18 protein-coding genes are annotated in these 18,825 nt (G+C 67.2%); 5 read left to right on the top strand and 13 right to left on the bottom strand.

The annotated features are described in order from the left end of the window. Positions 1-32: 32 nt before the first annotated feature. Together AB4Z27_RS00275 and hppD are read right to left on the bottom strand one after the other, a co-directional pair. Entirely contained in the window at positions 33-1,421 is a 1,389-nt protein-coding gene (locus AB4Z27_RS00275; RefSeq protein WP_441643717.1) for an amino acid permease, read from the bottom strand. Between the two features lie 184 nt (positions 1,422-1,605). Beyond that, positions 1,606-2,679 carry a 4-hydroxyphenylpyruvate dioxygenase gene (gene hppD / locus AB4Z27_RS00270; protein ID WP_092294752.1) on the bottom strand — a complete coding sequence of 358 codons (1,074 nt, stop codon included), beginning with the start codon at positions 2,677-2,679 and terminating at the stop codon, positions 1,606-1,608. A 194-nt stretch (positions 2,680-2,873) separates the two neighbouring features. On the opposite strand from hppD, the gene AB4Z27_RS00265 reads away from it, so the two are divergent. After that, positions 2,874-3,347: an Lrp/AsnC family transcriptional regulator gene (locus AB4Z27_RS00265; RefSeq protein ID WP_092294753.1), complete on the top strand. Its 474-nt coding sequence runs from the start codon at positions 2,874-2,876 to the stop codon at positions 3,345-3,347. A gap of 9 nt (positions 3,348-3,356) precedes the next feature. On the opposite strand, the gene AB4Z27_RS00260 is transcribed toward AB4Z27_RS00265, so the two are convergent. Further along, complete coding sequence (locus AB4Z27_RS00260) at positions 3,357-3,698, bottom strand: thioredoxin family protein (protein ID WP_441643716.1); 342 nt, start codon at positions 3,696-3,698, stop codon at positions 3,357-3,359. A gap of 75 nt (positions 3,699-3,773) precedes the next feature. Continuing rightward, positions 3,774-6,179: an ATP-dependent DNA helicase gene (locus AB4Z27_RS00255; RefSeq protein WP_441643715.1), complete on the bottom strand. Its 2,406-nt coding sequence runs from the start codon at positions 6,177-6,179 to the stop codon at positions 3,774-3,776. Between the two features lie 129 nt (positions 6,180-6,308). Here AB4Z27_RS00255 and xth point away from each other — a divergent pair, with 129 nt between their 5' ends. Then, positions 6,309-7,196 carry an exodeoxyribonuclease III gene (gene xth / locus AB4Z27_RS00250; protein WP_441643714.1) on the top strand — a complete coding sequence of 296 codons (888 nt, stop codon included), beginning with the start codon at positions 6,309-6,311 and terminating at the stop codon, positions 7,194-7,196. A gap of 16 nt (positions 7,197-7,212) precedes the next feature. Here the strand turns inward: xth and AB4Z27_RS00245 are convergent, their stop codons facing one another. The 4 genes from AB4Z27_RS00245 to AB4Z27_RS00230 form a co-directional block, all read right to left on the bottom strand. After that, positions 7,213-7,821, bottom strand: coding sequence for a TetR/AcrR family transcriptional regulator (locus tag AB4Z27_RS00245; protein ID WP_092294759.1), 609 nt, complete (start codon positions 7,819-7,821; stop codon positions 7,213-7,215). 246 nt (positions 7,822-8,067) lie between these two features. Further along, a complete protein-coding gene (locus tag AB4Z27_RS00240; protein ID WP_441643713.1) occupies positions 8,068-8,541 on the bottom strand; it encodes a copper resistance protein CopQ in 474 nt (157 codons plus the stop codon). Between the two features lie 414 nt (positions 8,542-8,955). After that, positions 8,956-9,651, bottom strand: a complete 696-nt coding sequence (locus AB4Z27_RS00235) for a fumarylacetoacetate hydrolase family protein (protein ID WP_092294763.1) — start codon at positions 9,649-9,651, stop codon at positions 8,956-8,958. A gap of 49 nt (positions 9,652-9,700) precedes the next feature. Continuing rightward, positions 9,701-10,123 (bottom strand): VOC family protein, encoded by a 423-nt coding sequence (locus AB4Z27_RS00230; RefSeq protein WP_441643712.1) that lies wholly within the window; start codon positions 10,121-10,123, stop codon positions 9,701-9,703. Positions 10,124-10,256: 133 nt separating this feature from the next. Here AB4Z27_RS00230 and AB4Z27_RS00225 point away from each other — a divergent pair, with 133 nt between their 5' ends. Then, positions 10,257-11,186, top strand: a complete 930-nt coding sequence (locus tag AB4Z27_RS00225) for a LysR family transcriptional regulator (RefSeq protein WP_092294767.1) — start codon at positions 10,257-10,259, stop codon at positions 11,184-11,186. Here AB4Z27_RS00225 and AB4Z27_RS00220 read toward each other — a convergent pair. Both AB4Z27_RS00220 and AB4Z27_RS00215 read right to left on the bottom strand, forming a co-directional pair. Then, on the bottom strand, positions 11,155-12,459 hold the full coding sequence (locus AB4Z27_RS00220; RefSeq protein WP_092294769.1) for an MFS transporter: 1,305 nt from the start codon (positions 12,457-12,459) through the stop codon (positions 11,155-11,157). The two genes, AB4Z27_RS00225 and AB4Z27_RS00220, sit on opposite strands and share 32 nt — an antisense overlap. 55 nt (positions 12,460-12,514) lie before the next feature. Then, positions 12,515-13,153 carry a TetR/AcrR family transcriptional regulator gene (locus tag AB4Z27_RS00215; RefSeq protein ID WP_441643711.1) on the bottom strand — a complete coding sequence of 213 codons (639 nt, stop codon included), beginning with the start codon at positions 13,151-13,153 and terminating at the stop codon, positions 12,515-12,517. 154 nt (positions 13,154-13,307) lie between these two features. Here AB4Z27_RS00215 and AB4Z27_RS00210 point away from each other — a divergent pair, with 154 nt between their 5' ends. Together AB4Z27_RS00210 and AB4Z27_RS00205 are read left to right on the top strand one after the other, a co-directional pair. Then, the gene (locus AB4Z27_RS00210; protein WP_092294773.1) at positions 13,308-14,072 is read left to right on the top strand and encodes an SDR family NAD(P)-dependent oxidoreductase; all 765 of its coding nucleotides are present in this window, start codon (positions 13,308-13,310) and stop codon (positions 14,070-14,072) included. A gap of 183 nt (positions 14,073-14,255) precedes the next feature. After that, complete coding sequence (locus AB4Z27_RS00205) at positions 14,256-16,166, top strand: methyl-accepting chemotaxis protein (RefSeq protein ID WP_441643802.1); 1,911 nt, start codon at positions 14,256-14,258, stop codon at positions 16,164-16,166. Here AB4Z27_RS00205 and AB4Z27_RS00200 read toward each other — a convergent pair whose 3' ends face one another. The 3 genes from AB4Z27_RS00200 to AB4Z27_RS00190 all read right to left on the bottom strand — a co-directional run bounded on the left by AB4Z27_RS00200 (position 16,167) and on the right by AB4Z27_RS00190 (position 18,644). Next, on the bottom strand, positions 16,167-16,769 hold the full coding sequence (locus AB4Z27_RS00200) for a M23 family metallopeptidase (protein ID WP_441643710.1): 603 nt from the start codon (positions 16,767-16,769) through the stop codon (positions 16,167-16,169). Positions 16,770-16,796: 27 nt separating this feature from the next. Further along, positions 16,797-18,041 carry a BON domain-containing protein gene (locus tag AB4Z27_RS00195; protein ID WP_441643709.1) on the bottom strand — a complete coding sequence of 415 codons (1,245 nt, stop codon included), beginning with the start codon at positions 18,039-18,041 and terminating at the stop codon, positions 16,797-16,799. A 198-nt stretch (positions 18,042-18,239) separates the two neighbouring features. After that, positions 18,240-18,644: a hypothetical protein gene (locus AB4Z27_RS00190; protein ID WP_255370818.1), complete on the bottom strand. Its 405-nt coding sequence runs from the start codon at positions 18,642-18,644 to the stop codon at positions 18,240-18,242. Between the last annotated feature and the right edge of the window lie 181 nt (positions 18,645-18,825).

Genomic DNA, 18,825 nt, shown 5'->3' with positions numbered 1-18,825 from the left:
AAAGCTCTGGCTGTGTTTCAGGGGGCGGAGACTCATTGCGCCTGCACGCTCGGGGCGCGCAGCGCGGCGGCGGCGTTCTTTTGCCGGAGGCGATAGCTTACGCCAAGTACGCCAAGCCATACCGGAATCAGGTAGACCGAGATCCGCAGGCCGGGTGTCAGATACATCACATAAAGGATGCMGGCGAGGAAGGCGAGGGTCAGGTAGTTGGTCAGCGGATGGCCCAGGCTCTGGAAGCGCGTGGTCTGGCCGGCCAGGCGCTTGTCGCGGCGGAAYTTCAGGTGAATCAGGCTGATCATGGCCCAGTTGATGATCAGGGCCGATACCACCAGGCCCATCAGCAGCTCGAAGGCTTCGCCCGGCATGAAGTAGTTGATCAGCACGCAGGCGCCGGTGGCCAGCGCGGACACGCCCAGCGCGGCCAGCGGAATGCCGCGGCGGTTCACCTTCATCAGCGCCTTCGGCGCGTTGCCCTGCTGCGCCAGGCCCAGCAGCATGCGGCTGTTGCAGTAGACGCCGCTGTTATAGACCGACAGCGCCGCCGTCAGCACCACCAGGTTCAGCACATGGGCCACCGCCGCGCTATCCAGCGCGTGGAAGATCAGCACGAACGGGCTGCCGCCAGTGACCACCTTCTCCCACGGGTAGAGCGACAGCAGCACCGCCAGCGCGCCCACGTAGAAAATCAGGATGCGGTAGATCACCTGATTGGTGGCCTTGGGGATGCTCTTCTCGGGGTTGTCCGCCTCGGCGGCGGTAATGCCCACCAGTTCCAGGCCGCCGAACGAGAACATGATCACGGCCATCGCCATCACCAGGCCGCCCAGGCCGTTCGGGAAGAAGCCGCCGTGCTGCCACAGGTTGGCCACGGAGGCCTCCGGGCCCGCGCCGCCGGCCATCAGCAGATAGCCGCCAAAGCCGATCATGCCGACGATGGCCGCCACCTTGATGATCGAGAACCAGAATTCCATCTCGCCGAACGACTTCACGCTCGACAGGTTGATTACGTTGATCAGCACGAAGAACGCCAGCGCGGAGATCCACGTGGGCAGCTCCGGCCACCAGTACTGCACGTAGATGCCCACGGCCGACAGCTCGGCCATGCTCACCAGGATGTAGAGCACCCAGTAATTCCAGCCGGACATGAACCCGGCGAAGTGGCCGCAGTATTTATTGGCGAAGTAGCTGAAGGAGCCGGCGACGGGCTCGTCCACCACCATCTCGCCAAGCTGGCGCATGATGAAAAACGCGACGATGCCGGCCAGCGCGTAGCCGAGCAGCACGGCCGGGCCGGCCATCTTGATGGTCTGGGCGATGCCCAGGAACAGCCCGGTGCCGATGGCGCCACCAAGGGCAATCAGCTGGATGTGACGATTCTTCAGGCCACGCTGAAGCGTGCCGTCCTGTTGGGGGGCGTGCATGGGTTTGTGTCCTCTACCTATCTGGCCACTCTGGTGGAATGGCGATCACGTCTCTTTTGACCCGGGAGGTCGGACGCTATGAAAAGGCCGCCGGCGCGGGTAGCTCCGGCGGCGGGGAGGGGTCAGGCGTCCCGGGAGGACGCCGGACCAGGTGAAACAGGTGAAACGGGAAACGGAGGGAGGGTCAGACCTTGAGCGTGCCGCGCTCGATCTGGTCGCGCTCGAGCGATTCGAAGAGCGCCTTGAAGTTGCCTTCGCCGAAGCCTTCGTCGCCGGCACGCTGGATGTATTCGAAGAACACCGGGCCCAGCGCGGCCTTCGAGAAGATCTGGAGCAGCAGGCGGGGCTTGCCGCCCTCGGTGGTGCCGTCCAGCAGGATGCCGCGCGCCTTGAGCTGGTCCACCGGCTGGCCGTGGTCCGGCAGGCGGTTGGCCAGCGCGTCGTAGTAATAGTCGTTCGGCGCCGTCATCAGCTCCACGCCGGCCAGTTGCAGGTTGTCGATGACCTCGATCAGGTTGTCCGTCAGGAAGGCGATGTGCTGGATGCCCTCGCCATTGAACGCCATCAGGAATTCCTCGATCTGGCCGCTGCCCTTGGACGACTCCTCGTTCAGCGGAATGCGGATCTTGCCGTCCGGCGCCGTCATCGCCTTCGAGGTCAGGCCGGTGTACTCGCCCTGGATGTCGAAGTAGCGGATTTCGCGGAAGTTGAACAGGCGTTCGTAGAAGTTCGCCCAGTAAGCCATGCGGCCACGGTAGACGTTGTGCGTCAGGTGATCGATCAGGCGCAAGCCATGRCCCACCGGGCGGCGGTCCACACCGTCCAGGAATTCGAAGTCGATGTCATAGATCGACTTGCCGTCCTCGAAGCGGTCGATCAGGTACAGCGGTGCGCCGCCGATGCCCTTGATCGCGGGCAGGCGCAGCTCCATCGGGCCCGTGGCGATCTCGATCGGCTGGGCGCCCAGCATCAGCGCGCGGTTGTACGCCTTGTGGGAGTCCTTCACGCGGAAGGCCATGCCGCAGGCGCTCGGGCCGTGCTCGGCGGCGAAATAGGCGGCCTCGCTGTGTGGCTCGTTGTTGATGACGAAATTGATGTCGCCCTGGCGGTACAGCAGCACATCCTTGGAGCGGTGGCGGGCCACCAGCGAGAAGCCCATCTTTTCGAACAGGGGCTCCAGAACGTTCGGCGTCGGCGAAGCGAATTCGACGAACTCGAAGCCCATCAGCTGCATCGGGTTTTCAAAGAGATCGGCCATGGTGTGCTCTACAAGGAAGTGGGGGCAAGGGAGTCCAGCACGGGGCTGGCAATCGTATTTCAGCGACTTTCAAAGCCGTCCGAACTGGAATCGAGTGTATAACCCGCGCCAGTAAATAGGATTTCGTTCGGGACGCAGGGAAACCCTGAAATATGAGATAAGATTTCGCGAAATCGCGYTYYGAGGAAACGGAAATGCAGAATACCGAGCTAGACCGCACGGATCGCCGCTTGCTGGGGGTGCTGCAGGAGAACGGACGGGCCAGCAATCTGGAGCTGGCGGAGGCGATCAGCCTGTCTCCGGCGCAGACGCTGCGGCGTCACCGGCGCCTGGAGGAGAACGGCATCATCAAGCGCTACGAGGCGCGGCTGGACAGCACCGCGCTCGGCTTTGGCGTCACCGCGTTCATCCATGTGACGATGGAGCGCGGTCATATCCGCGACCTGTCGAAGTTCAAGGGGCTGGTGGCGGAACTCGCCCAGATCCAGGAGTGCTTCTCCGTCACCGGCGATATCGACTACGTGCTGAAGGTGGTGGCCAAGGAYCTGAAGTCGCTGTCCGACTTCCTGCTGGATACGCTGATGCGCATTCCCGGCGTGAGCGGGGTCAAGTCCAGCGTCTGCCTGGACGAGATCAAATGCACCAGCGCGATGCCGCTGGAGGCTTGATCGGTGTGATCAGTGCGTCACTGACGCGCCGTCGATCTGCGCCATCGCCTCGGCAATCGCCTGCGCGTCGGCAGGGCGCACCAGCCGGGCCACTTCCTGGCCATCGCGCAGGAACACCAGCGTCGGCCACAGCTTCACGCGGAACGCGCGGCCGAGCGGGCGCCCGCTGCCGTCTTCRACCTTGATRTGCCGGATGGMCGGATGCTTGCCGAACGCGGYCTCGATCAGCGGCTGGGCGCGCATGCAGAAGCCGCACCACGGCGCGCCGAACTCCAGCAGCGTGGCACCCGGCAGCGCGTCGATCTCCGCGCGGGTGGGCTCGGTGGCGGCAAAGGCCTTGGTCATGCTCATTCTTGGGTCTCCGTCGAGGCTTACCCCYTTYGGGGCAAGTAAGGGCAAGCGAGAACCGCGCCAGAGGCGCTGCCGTCATTCTGCCAGYGGCAGCGCCGSCGCGTGCRGCGTGCCRATRCCGGTTTTTGCCATCGGCGCGACAGATTTACGTGCCGGGGTGTCGATTTCCCACCACGYCGGCAGCAACGCCTGCACTTCCGGCCGGCCGAAGCGGTCGTCGATCAGCCACACCACGCCCCGATCCTCACGCGTGCGGATGACCCGCCCGGCGGCCTGCACCACCTTGCGCAGCCCCGGATACAGGTAGGCATAGGCGTAGCCGTCGCCAAACGCGGCTGCCATGCGCTCGCGCAACTGCTCGTTCACATCATTGACCTGCGGCAACCCCAGTGTGGCCACGAAGGCGCCGATCAGACGGTCGCCGGGCAGGTCCACGCCTTCCGAGAACACCCCGCCCAGCACCGCGAAGCCGATGCCGCGCCCGCCCGGCGCGAACTGGCCGAGGAACGCGGCCTGCCCCGCCTCGTCCATGCCGCGCGCCTGGGCCCAGATCGGAATCTCCGGATGCTGCGCGGCCAGCAGATCGGCAGCCTGGCGCAGGTAGTCGTGGCTGCTGAAGAAGGCGAGGTAGTTACCGGGYCGCCGCGCGTACTGGTCGGCCATCAACTGCACGATGGCCGGCAGCGAGCGCTGGCGCTGGGTATAGCGCGTGGAGATATGGCGGGCGATGTGCACGTCGAGCTGGTCCGCGTGGAAGGGCGAGGGCACCTCCACCCAGACCGCGCTGGCGGGCAGGCCGAGCATGTCGGTGTAGTAGTCCGCCGGCTGGAGCGTGGCCGAGAACAGCGTGGTGGCATGCGCGCCGGCAAAGCGCGGACGCAGGAACGGCGCGGGCAGCAGGTTGCGCACGCAGAGCTGGGCCTGCACGCCGCCGCGCGGGCCGGGCGTGCGCGTGATCTCGAACAGCGAGTGCTGGCCCCCGTGGTCGGGTAGCTGTTCGGTCAGGCGCAGGAAGTGCAGGGCGTCGAAGTAGAAGCGCTCCAGCGTGGCGTCGTGCTGGCCGGGATGGGCGCTCAGATGTTCGAGGATCGCGCCGCATAGCTGGGCCAGCGCCTCCACCAGCGTGCCGGGGGCAGTCGAGTGGGTTTCGAAGTTCGCGCGGGTTGACGATTCGGCCCGCGCCAGCGCCTGCCATGCCCGATGGACGCGGTTCACCGGCCCCGACAGCGCCTTGGGCGCAGCCAGCCGCGCGCCCCGGAAGGCCGCGGGGTCGAGCGTGGCCGTGTACATGGCGCGACCGCGCTCCACCAGATTGTGGGCCTCGTCCACCAGCACGCTGGCGCGCCAGCCGTTCAGCACGGTCAGCGCGTACAGCATGGCGCTGCGGTCGAAGTAGTAGTTGTAGTCCGCCACGACCAGATCGCTCCAGCGGATCATCTCCTGGGCGAGGTAGTAGGGGCAGACGCTGTGCTGGCGGGCGATCCCGCGCACGGCGTCCCGGTCCAGCAGCGGCACGGCGGCGGCGGCTTCGCGGGCGGCAGGCAGGCGGTCGTAGAAGCCCTGCGCGAGCGGGCAGGATTCGCCGTGGCAGGCCAGATCGGGGTGTTCGCACGCCTTGTCGCGGGCGGTCAGCTCCAGCACGCGCAGGGGCAATGGGTCGCAACCCCGGTCGCCCTCGCTCCGAAGTTGTGCGGCGGCCTGCAATGCCACCGCGCGGCCCGTGGTGCGGGCGGAGAGGAAGAACAGCTTGTCGAGGCGCTGCCCTGGCATCGACTTCAGCGCCGGAAACACCGTGCCGATCGACTTGCCGATGCCCGTGGGCGCCTGCGCCAGCAGCGTGCGCGCCGCCACATTGGCCTTGTAGACCGACTCCGCCAGCACGCGCTGGCCGGGCCGGAAATCGCCATGCGGGAAGGTCAGCGCCRCCAGCCCGGCATCGCGTGCCTGACGGTGGGCGATCTCGCGCTCGGCCCATTGCAGGAAGCGTCGGCAACTGGCCTCGAAGAAGGCACGCAGCGTGGYGGCGTCGTGGCGCTCCTGCTCCACGCGTTCGCGCTGGCTCAGRATGTCGAAATAGACCACGGCGATGTCGATCTCGGCCAGCCCACGCGTCTGGCATAGCAGCCAGCCGTAGACCTTGGCCTGCGCCCAGTGCAGTGCCCGGTGGTTGGCGGGCACCTCGACCCCTTCGCCGCGCACCGTCTTGATTTCCTCGAGGCGATTGGCGGYGGGGTCGTAGCCATCGGCGCGGCCCCGCACGTGCAGCCCTTCGAACGTGCCGGAGAGGGACACCTCGGCCTCATAGCCCGCGCCGCGCCGGCCCGTGACCACGCCGTGSCCGGCCACGCCTTCCTGCGCGGTGGGCGAAGGCGTGAAGCGCAGGTCGAGGTCACCCGCCTTGGCTGTGAACTCGCACAGCGCCCGCACGGCAACCGTGTAGCGGGGCAGAGCACGCGATTCTGGGATGGATRTGGCGGACAAGGCGCAGCAGGCAAGGGCAACGAAAGAACTGTATAAATATACAGTCTTTGCGCCGGAAGGAAAGCACGCGACGCTATCGAAACCTGCTGAAACTTGCCGATGGTGTTGCCACTTCGCACAGGAGAGCCGATGTCCCGCTTCAAGATCGCCACCTTCAATATCAACGGCATTCGCACCCGCCTGCCGGCGCTGCKGGACTGGCTGGCGCGCGAGGCGCCCGACGTGGCCTGTCTYCAGGAACTGAAGACCRTCGACACGGCGTTTCCGATCGACGAGATCCGCGCCGCCGGCTACGGCGCCATCTGGCACGGGCAGAAGTCGTGGAACGGCGTGGCCATCCTCGCCCGTGGCACGGACCCGATCGAGGCGCGCCGCGGCCTGCCCGGCGACGAGGCCGACACCCACAGCCGCTACCTGGAAGCCGCCATCAACGGCGTGCTGGTGGCCTGCCTCTACCTGCCGAACGGCAACCCGCAGCCGGGACCGAAGTTCGACTACAAGCTGGCGTGGTTCGAGCGCCTGATCCGTCACGCACAGGGTTTGTATGACAGCGGCCACCCGGTGGTGCTGGCCGGCGACTTCAACGTGGTGCCGACCGACGAAGACATCTACAACCCGCGCTCGTGGCTCAAGGACGCGCTGCTGCAGCCTGAGAGCCGGGAGTGCTACCGCCGCCTGTTGGCGCAAGGCTGGACGGACGCCCTGCGCACGCGCTACCCGGACGAGCGCATCTACACCTTCTGGGATTACTTCCGCCAGCACTGGCAGACCAACTCGGGGCTGCGCATCGACCATCTGTTGCTGAATGCCGAACTGGCGCCGCGCATGGTCGATGCCGGTGTGGACAAATGGGTGCGGGGCGAAGCGCGCGCGAGCGATCACGCGCCGACATGGATCGAACTGGATCTGGGGGAGGTGCCGGCGAAGAAGGTGCCGGCAAAGAAGGTCGCGGCAGAGAAAGCCCCCGCCAAAACGACAAAGGCGCCCGCCGCAAAGCGACGGGCGCCACGCGCCTGATGCCGGAGGTTGGACCTTACACCGCCACGGCCTCTTCGGCCTTTGCCGATACCGGTACGGGGTGCGCCACGGCGCCAAGCAGCATATCCGCCGCCGCGTCCAGGCGGTCACTCGACCCCGACATCCGCGCCGTGATCATCCCGTTCTGGATCGCGCCATACAACACCTTGGCGAAGGCCGACGGCGGCAGCGGGTAGGGCTGGCCACGCTCGGCTTCGGCGCGGCGCAGCAGYTCGGCAATCCACGCCTCGTGCATGCGGAAGTGATCCTGCAGCAGCGCGCCGATGGCCGGCGGCAGCATCATCACCTCGGCGGACAGCATGCCGACCAGACAGACCTGCCCGTTGTCCGAGCCGCCACGCAGCGGCTCGATATAGCGCTGGGCCTGCTCGGCCAGCGGCAGCGTGGTGTCGATGGCCCCGATCCGCGCCGTGGCGGTCTCGCGGTAGCACCGCACCACCTCCAGTACCAGGTCGTCCTTCGACGGAAAGTAGTAATGGATGCTAGACGTCTTGACGCCAACCAGCTCCGCCAGATCGCGGTAGCTAAAACCGTTGTAGCCCCGGCGCCGAATCAGCACTGACGCGTGTTCCAGCAATTGCTCGCGTACGGGTTGCGTTTTCATGGCGACTGTCTCCCTTATGGGAGACCCTCCGGTTCATGCCGCCGCCGATCAGATCGGATCAGATCAGACCGACAGCGACTGCGCGACGAGAGAAAGCAGTGATCCGCTGGCAATGCAGAGCACTACCCATCCGCCCAGGATCAGGGCGCTGTCACGCAAACTCATGATGAAACTCCTTGTTCGATCTAGGCCGTGCGCCCGGTTTCGCTACCAGGCGATTACCGGGCGCGCGGCGCTGCACTAGGCTCAGGCCAGCGCGCCGTCGGTGTACACGTCGAAGGTGCGCGACGGTTCGCTCGACACACCGGTGCGGTCCAGGCCAGCCACGATGCGGGCGCCGTCCGTGTACGGGTCGAACTTGCCGGCACGGGCGCCGTCGGTGAAGGCATCCACCGTGCGGGCCGGGCTGGCCGAGACGCCCTGGGTGTCCAGGCCGGCAACGGTGCGGGCACCATCGGTGTACGGGTCGGTCTTGCCGACGCGGGCGCCGTCGCTGAACGGGCTGCGTTGGTCATTCACGCGGGCACCGTCGACAAACGGGTTGCGGGGTTCGTTCACGCCGCTGGCACGGGCGCCATCGGTGAAGGGGCTGCGCTGGTCGTTGACGCGATAGCTGTAACCGTAGACTTCGCCGGTGCTGTTACCGGGAGCGGCTTGGGCGGCGCCCGTCACGAAAGCGGCGGCGAGGGCGGCGGCGGAGAGGATGGTCTTGGCGTTCATGGTGTTGCTCCTTGTCTTTGGTTTGACCGGGCGATCTCGGTTAGAGGTGGATCGCGGGGCCGATGTCTTGCTGCGTTGTAACGGTCCTTGCTGCTGCTATCTACTGGTAGGTAGAGGGTCAGGGCTAAAAAAAAGACCGTCTTCCGGTACCAACCAACTACATGTACTGCGTGGACTTGGACTGCATCGCGGGGCTTGTTTCTGTTTGCCGGGTGGTGCAGCGCCGTCCATGAGCCAAATATTATCTACTACTAGATAGATAGGCAAGGACTTTTTAAAGAAATTTCGATTGTGGGGCAGAGGGGTGTCTGGTGTGCCGCGCGTGTCTACATCGTAAATCGATGATTGATAAAGAAAAACGGCGCCGATCCCCGTGTGGATCGGCGCCGTCTGGCGACCTTGCGAACCCTCGGATCAGCGCTTGCCGATCGTGAAAGCGATCTCGCCGAGGCCGTCTACGCCACCCGTGACCACGTCGCCCGGGTTCAGCGCGCCCACGCCGGCGGGCGTGCCGGTGAAGATCACGTCACCCGGGGCCAGCGTCATGCTCTCCGAGATATAGGCGATCACATCGGCCACGGGCCAGATCAGTTCGTCGAGGTCGCCCTGCTGGCGGGCCTCGCCGTTGACCTTGAGCCAGATCGCGCCCTTGGCCGGATGGCCGACCTTCGACACCGGATGCAGCGGGCCGCAGGGGCCGGAAGCGTCGAACGCCTTCGACCAGTCCCAGGGGCGGCTCATCTTCTTGGCCACGTCCTGCAGGTCGCGGCGGGTGAGGTCGACGCCGACCGCATAGCCCCACACCAGATCCAGYGCCTGCGCCGGGGTGACGTTGGCGCCACCCTTGCCGATGGCCACCACGAGTTCGATCTCATGGTGCAGATTCTCCGTCAGCGGCGGATAGGCCACGGTGCCTTCGGCCGCCACCACGGCATCAGCCGGCTTGGTGAAGAAGAACGGCGGTTCGCGGTCCGGATCCTTGCCCATCTCGCGGGCGTGCGCGGCGTAGTTGCGGCCGACGCAGAACACGCGACGGATSGGGAAGCGGGCCTGGCTGCCGGCCACGGCCACGCTGGCCTGCGGGGCCGGCTGGATAACGAATTCGGTCATGTCTCGCTCTTCTCTTGTGGGTCTGGGTTTGATGGGGACGACTTGGCGATTACTTKGCGAACACCTGGCTCAGGTCGCCGAATGCCTTGAACTCGAGCGCGTTGCCCGACGGGTCCAGGAAGAACATGGTGGCCTGCTCGCCCACCTGGCCCTTGAAGCGCACATGCGGCTCGATCACGAACTTGGTGTTGGCGGCGCGCAGCTTGTCGGCCAGCGCTTCCCACGTCCCCATCGGCAGGATGGCGCCGAAATGGCGTACCGGCACATCGTCGCCATCGACCGCGCTGGTGCCGCGATGGCCGCATTCGTCCGGCGAGAGATGCGCCACCACTTGATGGCCGTAGAAGTCGAAATCGACCCAGGCGTCGGAGCTGCGGCCTTCCGGGCAGCCCAGCAGGTCGCCGTAGAACTGGCGCGCGGCGGCAAGGTCGTGCACGGGGAAGGCAAGGTGGAACAGGGGCATCGTGCTCATGGCAATCCTTTCGTGGGCAGGGATGTTTKGATCTGTCGTTGATTGTAATCAGCAGAACTCGTAATATGAAACGAATGATTTCTGGTCTGAGTATCAGAAATTTCGATATGCGMCTGCCTACGCTGCTACGCCCGTGATTCGCTACTTCCGCACCTTCCTGATGGCCGCCGAGACGGCGTCGTTTTCCGCCGCCGGCGCGCGGCTCGGCCTGACGCAGTCGGCGGTGAGCACGCAGATCCGCCGGCTGGAGGAGGATCTCGGCTACGCGCTGTTCGACCGCTCGGGCAAGTCCGTCGCGCTGAGCGAGGAGGGCCGGCAACTGCTGCCGGACGCCACGCGCTTCGTGGCGCTCTATGAGTCGATGAAGGGCAGCGCCCAGGCGCGGCCGGACACGGCGCCGCTGGATCTGGGCGCGGTCTCCACGGTGCAGTCGACGCTGCTGCCCAAGGCGATGCAGCGCTTCCGCGTCGCCTACCCGGACACCCACGTCAACATCGTGCCCGGCATGTCCACGCAGCTGCTGACCCAGGTCGATGCGCGCGAGCTGGACATCGCCGTGCTGGTGAAGCCCCGCCTGGGGATTCCGCCTGAACTGAAATGGGTGCCGCTGCTGCACGAGCGCTTTGTGGCGATTGCGCCGGTGGGCGGCCCGGCGGACCTGAAGACGCTGCTCGCCACCGTGCCGTTCATCCGCTACAACCGGCATTCCACGGGCGGGCARCTGGTGGACCGCTACCTCAAGCGGCACCGGCTGTGGGTGCGCGAAGGCATGGAGCTGGACGAGCCGGCCGTGATCCTGCAGATGGTGGGCGAGGGACTCGGCTGCGCGATCATCCCCGCCGATCTGGTGCCGTTGCGGCAGACGCCGAACATCGAGGAAGTGCCGATGCCCGGCCCGCCGCTGTTCCGCGAGATCGGCGTGCTGGTGCGGCAGTCGGCGCTCAAGCGCGCCCCGGCGGCGGCGCTGATCGACGCCTTCGTGGCCGTCGCACCGCCGCCTGCCCAGGCTGGCGAACCTGGCGAGGCCGGTGTTAAGCCTGCGCCGCCGCCTGAGGCGGGGTAGCGGCCGGCGCCTTGCGGCGCACCGCGAGCGCCATCAACGCAGCCACCAGGCAGGCTCCGCCCGCCACGTACAGTGCGGGCGAATAGGTCAGCAGCAGCGTGCGCGAGAGCCCTGCGCCGAACGCCGCCGTGGCCGCGCCGATCTGGTGGGCGGCGAAGATCCAGCCGAACACCATCGGCGCACGCTCGCGGCCAAACGTGGTGGCAGCCAGCTTCACCGTCGGCGGCACCGTGGCAATCCAGTCCAGGCCGTAGAACATCGCGAAGATGGACAGGCCGTAGAGCGTGAACTCCGAATGCGGCAGCCAGAACAGCGAGAGGCCGCGCAGCGCGTAGTACCAGAACAGCAGCTTGCGGCTGTCGTACCGGTCCGAAAGCCAGCCAGACAGGATCGTGCCGACGAAGTCGAATGCGCCCATCATGGCCAGCGCCGAGGCCGCCGGTACCGCCGTCATGCCGAAGTCCGCGCACAGGGCGATGAAGTGSGTCTGGATCAGGCCGTTGGTGGACAATCCGCAGATAAAGAACGTGCCGGCCAGCAGCCAGAAGGTCTGCGTGCGCGCGGCGTCGCGCAGCACGACGAAGGGGCCGCGCAGCGTTAGCGGCATGGGCGGGCCGGACGGCGCCGGCGCCGTGCCGGGCAGTTCGCCGAACGCGGGCAGGCCGACATCGCCGGGCCGGTTGCGCATCAGCGCGAAGACGAGCAGTGCCAGCGCGGCGCAGGCCACGAGCACCGGAACCACCGCCGTGCGCCATCCCATATGCTCGATCAGCCATGCCGCAACCGGCAGGAACGCAAGCTGGCCGGTGGCCGAACTCGCCGTGAGGATGCCGATCACCAGCCCGCGCCGCGCGGTGAACCAGCGGTTGGCCACCACGGCGGCCAGCACCAGCGCGGTCATGCCCGAGCCGATGCCGAGCATCAGCCCCCAGGCGACGAACAACTGCCACAACTCCGTGGCCACCGTGGCCAGCGCCATGCCGCCCGCGATCAGCGCGAGCGCTGCACAGACCACATTCTTCACGCCGAAGCGTTCCATCAGGATGGCCGAGAACGGCGCCATCAGGCCGAACAGCGCGAAGCGGAAGGCGAGGATCGACGAGATCTGGTCGGTGTTCCAGCCCATCTCCTGCGTCAGCGGTTTCAGGAACGCGCCGGGCAGGCCGAGCGCGGCGGAAGTGGTCAGCATCACGCAGAAGGTGATGGAGGCAACGATCCACGCATAGTGGATGCCGCGCCGGTCCAGCCGGCTGGAAAGGGCTTGCGCAAACATGGGGGTCTTGGTTTGGGTGGGTCGGATGTGTGGAGAAAAGGTGTCCGCGCCGGCCTCAGCCGGCAGCGGGTTCGGGGGCAGGCTCGGCGGCCGGTTCGTCAACATCCGCGCCCAGCAGCCACGCACGCGTGGCATCGAGGATTGCCTCGGAGAGCGGGTCGCCGGTCGTGGCACGGGCCAGCATCAGCGCGCCGGCCATGGCCGACACCTCCACCAGCGCCTGCTGGCGGGCGTCGGCTTCGGGCAGGTCGGCCGGGGCAGTCGAGCGCCATTTGTCGATCAGCGCCGAGAGCCCTTCGCGGTACACGGGGCGCACGGGTTTGTCGGCATCCTCGCGCGCCACATCGGCGGCCAGCGCGGCGGCGGCGCAGCCCTCGGCGGCGTGGTCGCGGTGCACGGGGGTGAGGTAGGCCGCCACCAGCGCGCGCCGGGCGGCCTGGCGGTCGCCGTCCGCGCTGGCGATGCGCCGGTCCCAGCGCTGGTCGCCTTCTTCGAACGCGCGCCGGCAGGCCACGGCCACGAGGTCGTCCTTCGACGCGAAATGGCCGTAGAAGCCGCCGTGGGTCAGCCCGGCATTCGCCATGATTTCTGCCACACTGACTGCGTGCGGYCCGCGTTCCCGGAWCAACTTTGCCGATGCTTCCTCGATGGCCACCTTGTGCTGGCTGGCCACTGCTCGTGATGCGCGCGCCATCTGACGCCTCCCTCTGGAAATCTGACTGAAACTTGCCTTGACCGCAGTTTAGATGACGTCCATACTTTATTCAATAGATGCTGATCATCATTTAAGATAAGTGGCTGGCATCGTTGTTGTCATGTCGTCCCATCGATCCAAGGAGATTCCTGCTATGTCCAAACTGTTCGACCTGTCCGGCCGCGTCGCGGTGATTACCGGCTCCACCAAAGGCATGGGGCTCGAGATGGCCCGCGCGCTGGGCCAGCAAGGCGCCCGCGTGGTGGTCTCGGGCCGCGATGGCGCGGTGTCMGAGCGCGTGGCGGCCACCTTGAAGGCCGAAGGCATCGACGCCACCGGCATCCCCTGCGATATCGCCGACCTCGTCAGCGTGCGCGCCTTTGCCGACAAGGTGCTGTCCACCTTCGGCCGCGTGGATGCCCTCCTGCTCAACGCCGCCGCCAGCGGCGTGGTCGGCTCGATGCTGGAGCAGGGCGAGAAAGAGTTCGATGACGTGATGGCCGGCAACGTGCGCGGCAATTTTGTGCTGGTCAACGCACTCGCACCGCAGATGATCGAACGCCGCGATGGCTCGATCGTCTTCATGTCGAGCATCGCCGGCCGCCGCGGTTCGGCCTTCCTGCCGCTGTACAGCGTCTCCAAGGGCGCCATCGACGCCGTGATGCGCAACTTCGCGCTGACGCTGGCGCCGCACAACATCAACGTGAACAGCATCAACCCGGGCCCGGTGCGCACCGATTTTTCGCGCGACGCGCTGTGGGGGGATCCCGAGCGCGAGAAGGCCCTGAGCGGTGCCATCCCGATGCGGCGCATCGCTGAGGCGAGTGACGTAGCCGGTCTGGCCGTGCTGCTCGCCTCGCCGGCGGGCCGCTACATCACGGGTCAGGTGATCGGCCTCGACGGCGGCGCCACGGCCTGATTTTCGCCCCGCCGCCGTGCTTTGCGCACCGTGCGCGTGCGGCGGCGGCACCGTGTTTGTGCAGTGCGAAAAATAGCGGGGAAAGTGGCTTTATTCCTTCGAATCGGGACCGATACAGCGTGAAATCAGTCCTCGACATCAAGGAGCCCCGTGACCGCTTTCCTCACCCCTGCAAAGCATCTGATGGCGCGTCTCACGATCACGCGCAAGCTGGTGCTGCTGACCATCCTGTTCCTGATTCCGCTCTGCGGCGCGCTGGTYGCGGTGCTGAATCAGTCGGTACAGTCGATCCGTGCCACGCAGGATGAACAGCGCGGCCTGACGCTGGTCGGCCGCGCGCTCGACTTCATGCGCGAGACGCAGGTGCGCCGGGGCGCCGCCAATGGGCTGCTGCTCGGCAACGCCACCTTCCGGCCGACCTTCGATGCCGCCAACGGCAAGGCCGATGGGCATCTCAGCGCACTGCGCGCCGAGGTGGCGCGCGTGACATCGTTCAACGTCACGCAGGATGCGGCCAAGCTCGACGAAGCCTGGGCGCAGATCCGCAAGCTCGGTCTGGAAACCCCCGCCGCGCCGCTGTTCGAGCGCCATACCGCGCTGGTCAAGCAGACGCGGCTGTTTATTGGCGATGTGGCGGACCGCTCTTCGCTGGCGCTCGACCCGGACGCCGGCTCCTATTACCTGATCAACCTGATGGTCGGCCCGATGCCGAAGCTGGCCGAGCTGAGCGCGCTGGCGCGTGGCCGGGGCGCGGGCATCATCGCGCAGGGCGGCTATTCCGATGCAGCCCAGCAGGCCGATCTCGCCGCGCTGGCCGAGCAGATCCAGGACGGCCTGGAAGCCGTGCGGCGCGACATCGCCCGTGCCGAGCGCGGCGCGCCGGCCTTCAAGGACCGCATGGAAGCCGCCACCGCCAAGCTGGCCGCGATGGACAACTTCTACCGCACGCTCAAGGTGAGCATGCTGGGTTCCAGCGGCATCACGATCGATGCGAAGTCGTATTTTTCCGAAGGCACGGCGGCGATCGAGGCGGTGTCGGCGCTCAATCAGGAGTTCGCCGCGCTGACGGGCGAGATGCTGGCCCAGCGCGTGGCCGCCGAGCAGCGCCAGCTGGTGCTGCTGGTCGTCATCGCGCTGGTCACGGTGGGCGGCGCGCTCTACCTGTTTGCCGGCTTCAGCCAGGGCATGCGCACCGATGTGCAGGACGTGGCGACGCTGGTGGCGCGCATCAACGCCGGCGACCTCACCGTGCGCATCGACGCCCATGGCCGGGACGAGTTGAGCGACGTCAAACGGCACCTGATGTCGATGGTGGAGACGTGGCGCGGCATCATCGGCGAGACCAAGGACGGCGCGCAGAACGTGCTGGTGGCGGCGGGGCAGATCGCGCAGGGCAATGCCGATCTGTCGCAGCGCACGGAGGAGCAGGCGTCGTCGCTGGAGCAGACCGCCGCGAGCATGGAGGAGCTGACCGCCATCGTCCAGCAGAACGCGGGCAACGCCRATGAGGCCAGCGCGCTGGCGGCGGAGGCGTCGGCGATTGCGGTGGCGGGCGGGGAGTCGGTGTCGCGCGTGCGCGAGACCATGGGCGAGATCGAGGCGGATTCGAAGCGGATTGTCGAGATCATCGCCGTGATCGACAGCATCGCCTTCCAGACCAATATCCTGGCGCTGAACGCGGCCGTGGAGGCGGCGCGCGCGGGGGAACTGGGCCGGGGCTTCGCCGTGGTGGCCAGCGAGGTGCGCACGCTGGCCCAGCGCGCCGGCCATTCGGCGAAGGAAATCCGCGCGCTGATCTCGCAGTCGACCAGCCGGGTGACGGCGGGCACGGCGCTGGCCGGGGAGGCCGCCGCGACCATGGRGCGCATCGTCACGGCCGTGCAGCGCGTGACGACGATGATGGACGAGATCAGCCGCGCCTCCCACGAGCAGAGCGGCGGCATCACGCAGGTGAATCAGGCGGTGACGCAGATGGATCAGGTCACGCAGCAGAACGCCGCGCTGGTCGAGGAAGCCGCCGCCGCCGCCGAGGCGCTGCAGGAACAGGCGCTGCGCATGGAGCAGAGCGTCAGCGTGTTCCGGCTGGCGGCTTGATCAGGAGGATGGCGGGGAAGTTGGCACGGGCGGSGCGCGCAGCAACGGATAGGGGTTGATCGCCCCGGTCCCGGTGTAGACGCCGAAATGCAGGTGCGGCGGTGTGCCGCGCGCGTTGCCGGTGGTGCCGACGTAGCCGAGCACTGCGCCCGGCGCCACGCGGTCGCCGATGCTCACATCGGCATAGTCATCCAGATGCGCGTAGTAGTGCATCTGACGACCCGGCCCGAGCACCCAGACCACCTTGCCGCCCAGGCTGTTGGTGCCCACGCGCGAGACGATGCCCTCCGTGGCGGCCAGCACCGGCGTGCCGCGTGCGGCAAAGATGTCGATGCCTTCGTGCTTGCGCCCGCCGGAGCGCGCCCCGTGCCAGGTGTCCCGCAGCCCGCGCTGGGCCACGCCCTGCACCGGCAYCGCCAGCGCGGTGGGSGCCGGCATCGATGCCAGCCGCACCGCGTACAGCGCAYTATCTATATAGGGTTTGACGTAGGGCCAGCCCAGCGCGCCCGCYGCCAGCAGCGCAGCCAGCCACAGCCAGCCGGCGTAGGAGCGTGGCTGGGGCTGCGGTTGGGGTTGGGGCTGGCCGGCCGGGCGCGTCACCATGGGTGGCTCCGGCCGGTGGGGATGGACTCACCAGCCGTTGGAGCCGGCGCTGGTGCCGCCGGCGGGCGCTTCGCGCTTCTCGACGCGGATGTTGTTTTCGACTTCGGTAACGCCGAACGTGTTATCGGCGATGTCCTCGATGGCATATTTCTGGCTCCGCTGATGGACGGTGCCGGATAGCGTGACCTTGCCCTTGTCCACGTCGACGCTGACTTCGCCCACATCCACGCCGCTGGTAAAGGTCAGCCGTTCGCAGATCTGGTCGCGAATGCGCTCGTCGGTGCGGGTGTAGCCGCGCGGGACGTTGCGCTTGTCGATGTCATCGTCGTCGTGGCCGAAGAAGTTGCTGACGGCTTCGCCGATCCGGTGGCCGAGATTGTAGAGCGCGCCGTGCTCCTCGCCTTGATCGCGGTCATCGTCATCGTCCGACCAGCGCCGTGGCGAGCGGTAGCCGAGTTCCTCGTCGTAGCCGCTGGTGCCGGCGCTGGTGCCAGGGTAGTCGCGCCCGTAGGACTGGGCGTAGGGCTGGCGGCCGGCGTAGCGGTCAGACCCACCCGAGGGGCGGGATTCTCCCCACTCGTCGCGTGGCTCGGTCCAGTAGCGGGTGTCGCTGCGCAGGTCGTTGAAGTAGGCGTCATGCCCGGACCCGCCGGCCTGCCAGGGTTCGCGCTGCTGGGCGCGGCGCAGCCATTGCTGRTCGGCGCTGCCGAAGCCCTGCTGGCCGCGCTGACCTTGCTGCCCTTGCTGATAGTCGCGTTGACCCCGACCCTGTTCCCATCCGCGCTCGCCGCCGTAGCCGCGTGCTTCCTGATTGCCTTGATAGCCTCGGTTGCCGCGATTGCCTTGCGGGCCGCCGTAGTCCTCGAAGTCCCCATAGTCGCCAAACTCGCTGGCCTGGCGGCGGCTGCGGTACGCCTGCTGGCGGCGCTGGGCGTCGTCTTCCGGCGAGTCGCTGCTGGCGTAGCCGCCGTTGAGCCCGTAGCGCAGGTTGCTGCCCTGCCATTGGCCGCTGTCCCGGTAGGCGCCGGCATAGCCGCTGCGGGGCGGGCCGCCGTCGCTGGTTTGTCCCGGGGTCAGGCGCTGGCGCCGGCGGGCATCGTCCCATTCATCGCTGGCGGACTCGGGCTGCCAGTCCTGATCGCGCGCACGCAGCCCCCGGTTGTCGCTCCATGCATCGTCGCGCCATGGATCGTAAGCGTCGTCGTCGCGGACATTTTCAAAGGCCCGCCAGGTCTGGCCCCGGCGATAACGCTCGGTGTTGTGGTCGCCCATTGCTGATCTCCTGAAGTTGCGGGTGTGCCATTACTGGCAATCCAGAAGAGGGGCAAGATTCGTACCGCGCCGGCTGGCCCTTGTCAGGGCTGGCCTTGCGGGATTTAGGGTGCTGCGGGTGCGCTTCACGCCCATGCAAGCCTTGCGCGGGCGCGTGTAAAGACTGCTCGGCAGCAGGAGGGGAGCAACCGGGACGGGTTAATGGGCCGTCACACGGCGCAGCGAGCCCGGCGGATGGGCCAGCACGGCAGCCGGGATCATCGGCGTGGAAGGTGCTGCCGGTGCGGGATCGGTCCGCTCGGTACGGGTCGGGCGCACCGGGGCGATGCCTTCGACAGCGCCCAGCGCCTGGCCGTTCTCGTAGCCGGTGGACACCGCCTCGAGATAGCCGGGCGAGAACTTCTGCTCGGGCGTGACGGCCGGGGCCGGGGCCAGCGCGGGCTGCGCATACACCGCCGTGTGGGCGCAGAGCGCCAGCACGCGGAGCAGCAGGATGCCGCCACGCATGCGGTAGAGCAGGGCGAGGGGCGTGAGAGGCGAAAGAGGACGAGGCTGGTGGAGGGGCGCGGCGTCGGTGGGGCGCAACTGTGGCGGGATCTTCATGATGGTTCTCCAAAGGAGCTTTCGCTCCGGCTGAAAAGGTGCTGCGGGACGAGCATCGCGGCGCCGCGCTCGTCCTTCCTTTTCGCAGGGAACATGCCACCATCATTTCGGCCCCGGGCGGGCAGGCCGGGCCACTTTCACGGGGAAAACAGGGGGTTGTGGGCCAACACGTCGCGAGGAA

It is taken from the genome of Cupriavidus sp. KB_39, assembly GCF_052114485.1.
Taxonomy (GTDB): domain Bacteria; phylum Pseudomonadota; class Gammaproteobacteria; order Burkholderiales; family Burkholderiaceae; genus Cupriavidus.
The sequence above is the reverse complement of the archived record's forward strand: the minus strand, read 5'-3'. Positions and strand labels throughout refer to the sequence as shown.

Excerpts from the sequence above, each read along its gene's own strand:
- AB4Z27_RS00240 (WP_441643713.1), bottom strand. The coding sequence starts at position 8,541 with ATGAACGCCAAGACCATCCTCTCCGCCGCCGCCCTCGCCGCCGCTTTC.
- AB4Z27_RS00190 (WP_255370818.1), bottom strand. The coding sequence starts at position 18,644 with ATGAAGATCCCGCCACAGTTGCGCCCCACCGACGCCGCGCCCCTCCAC.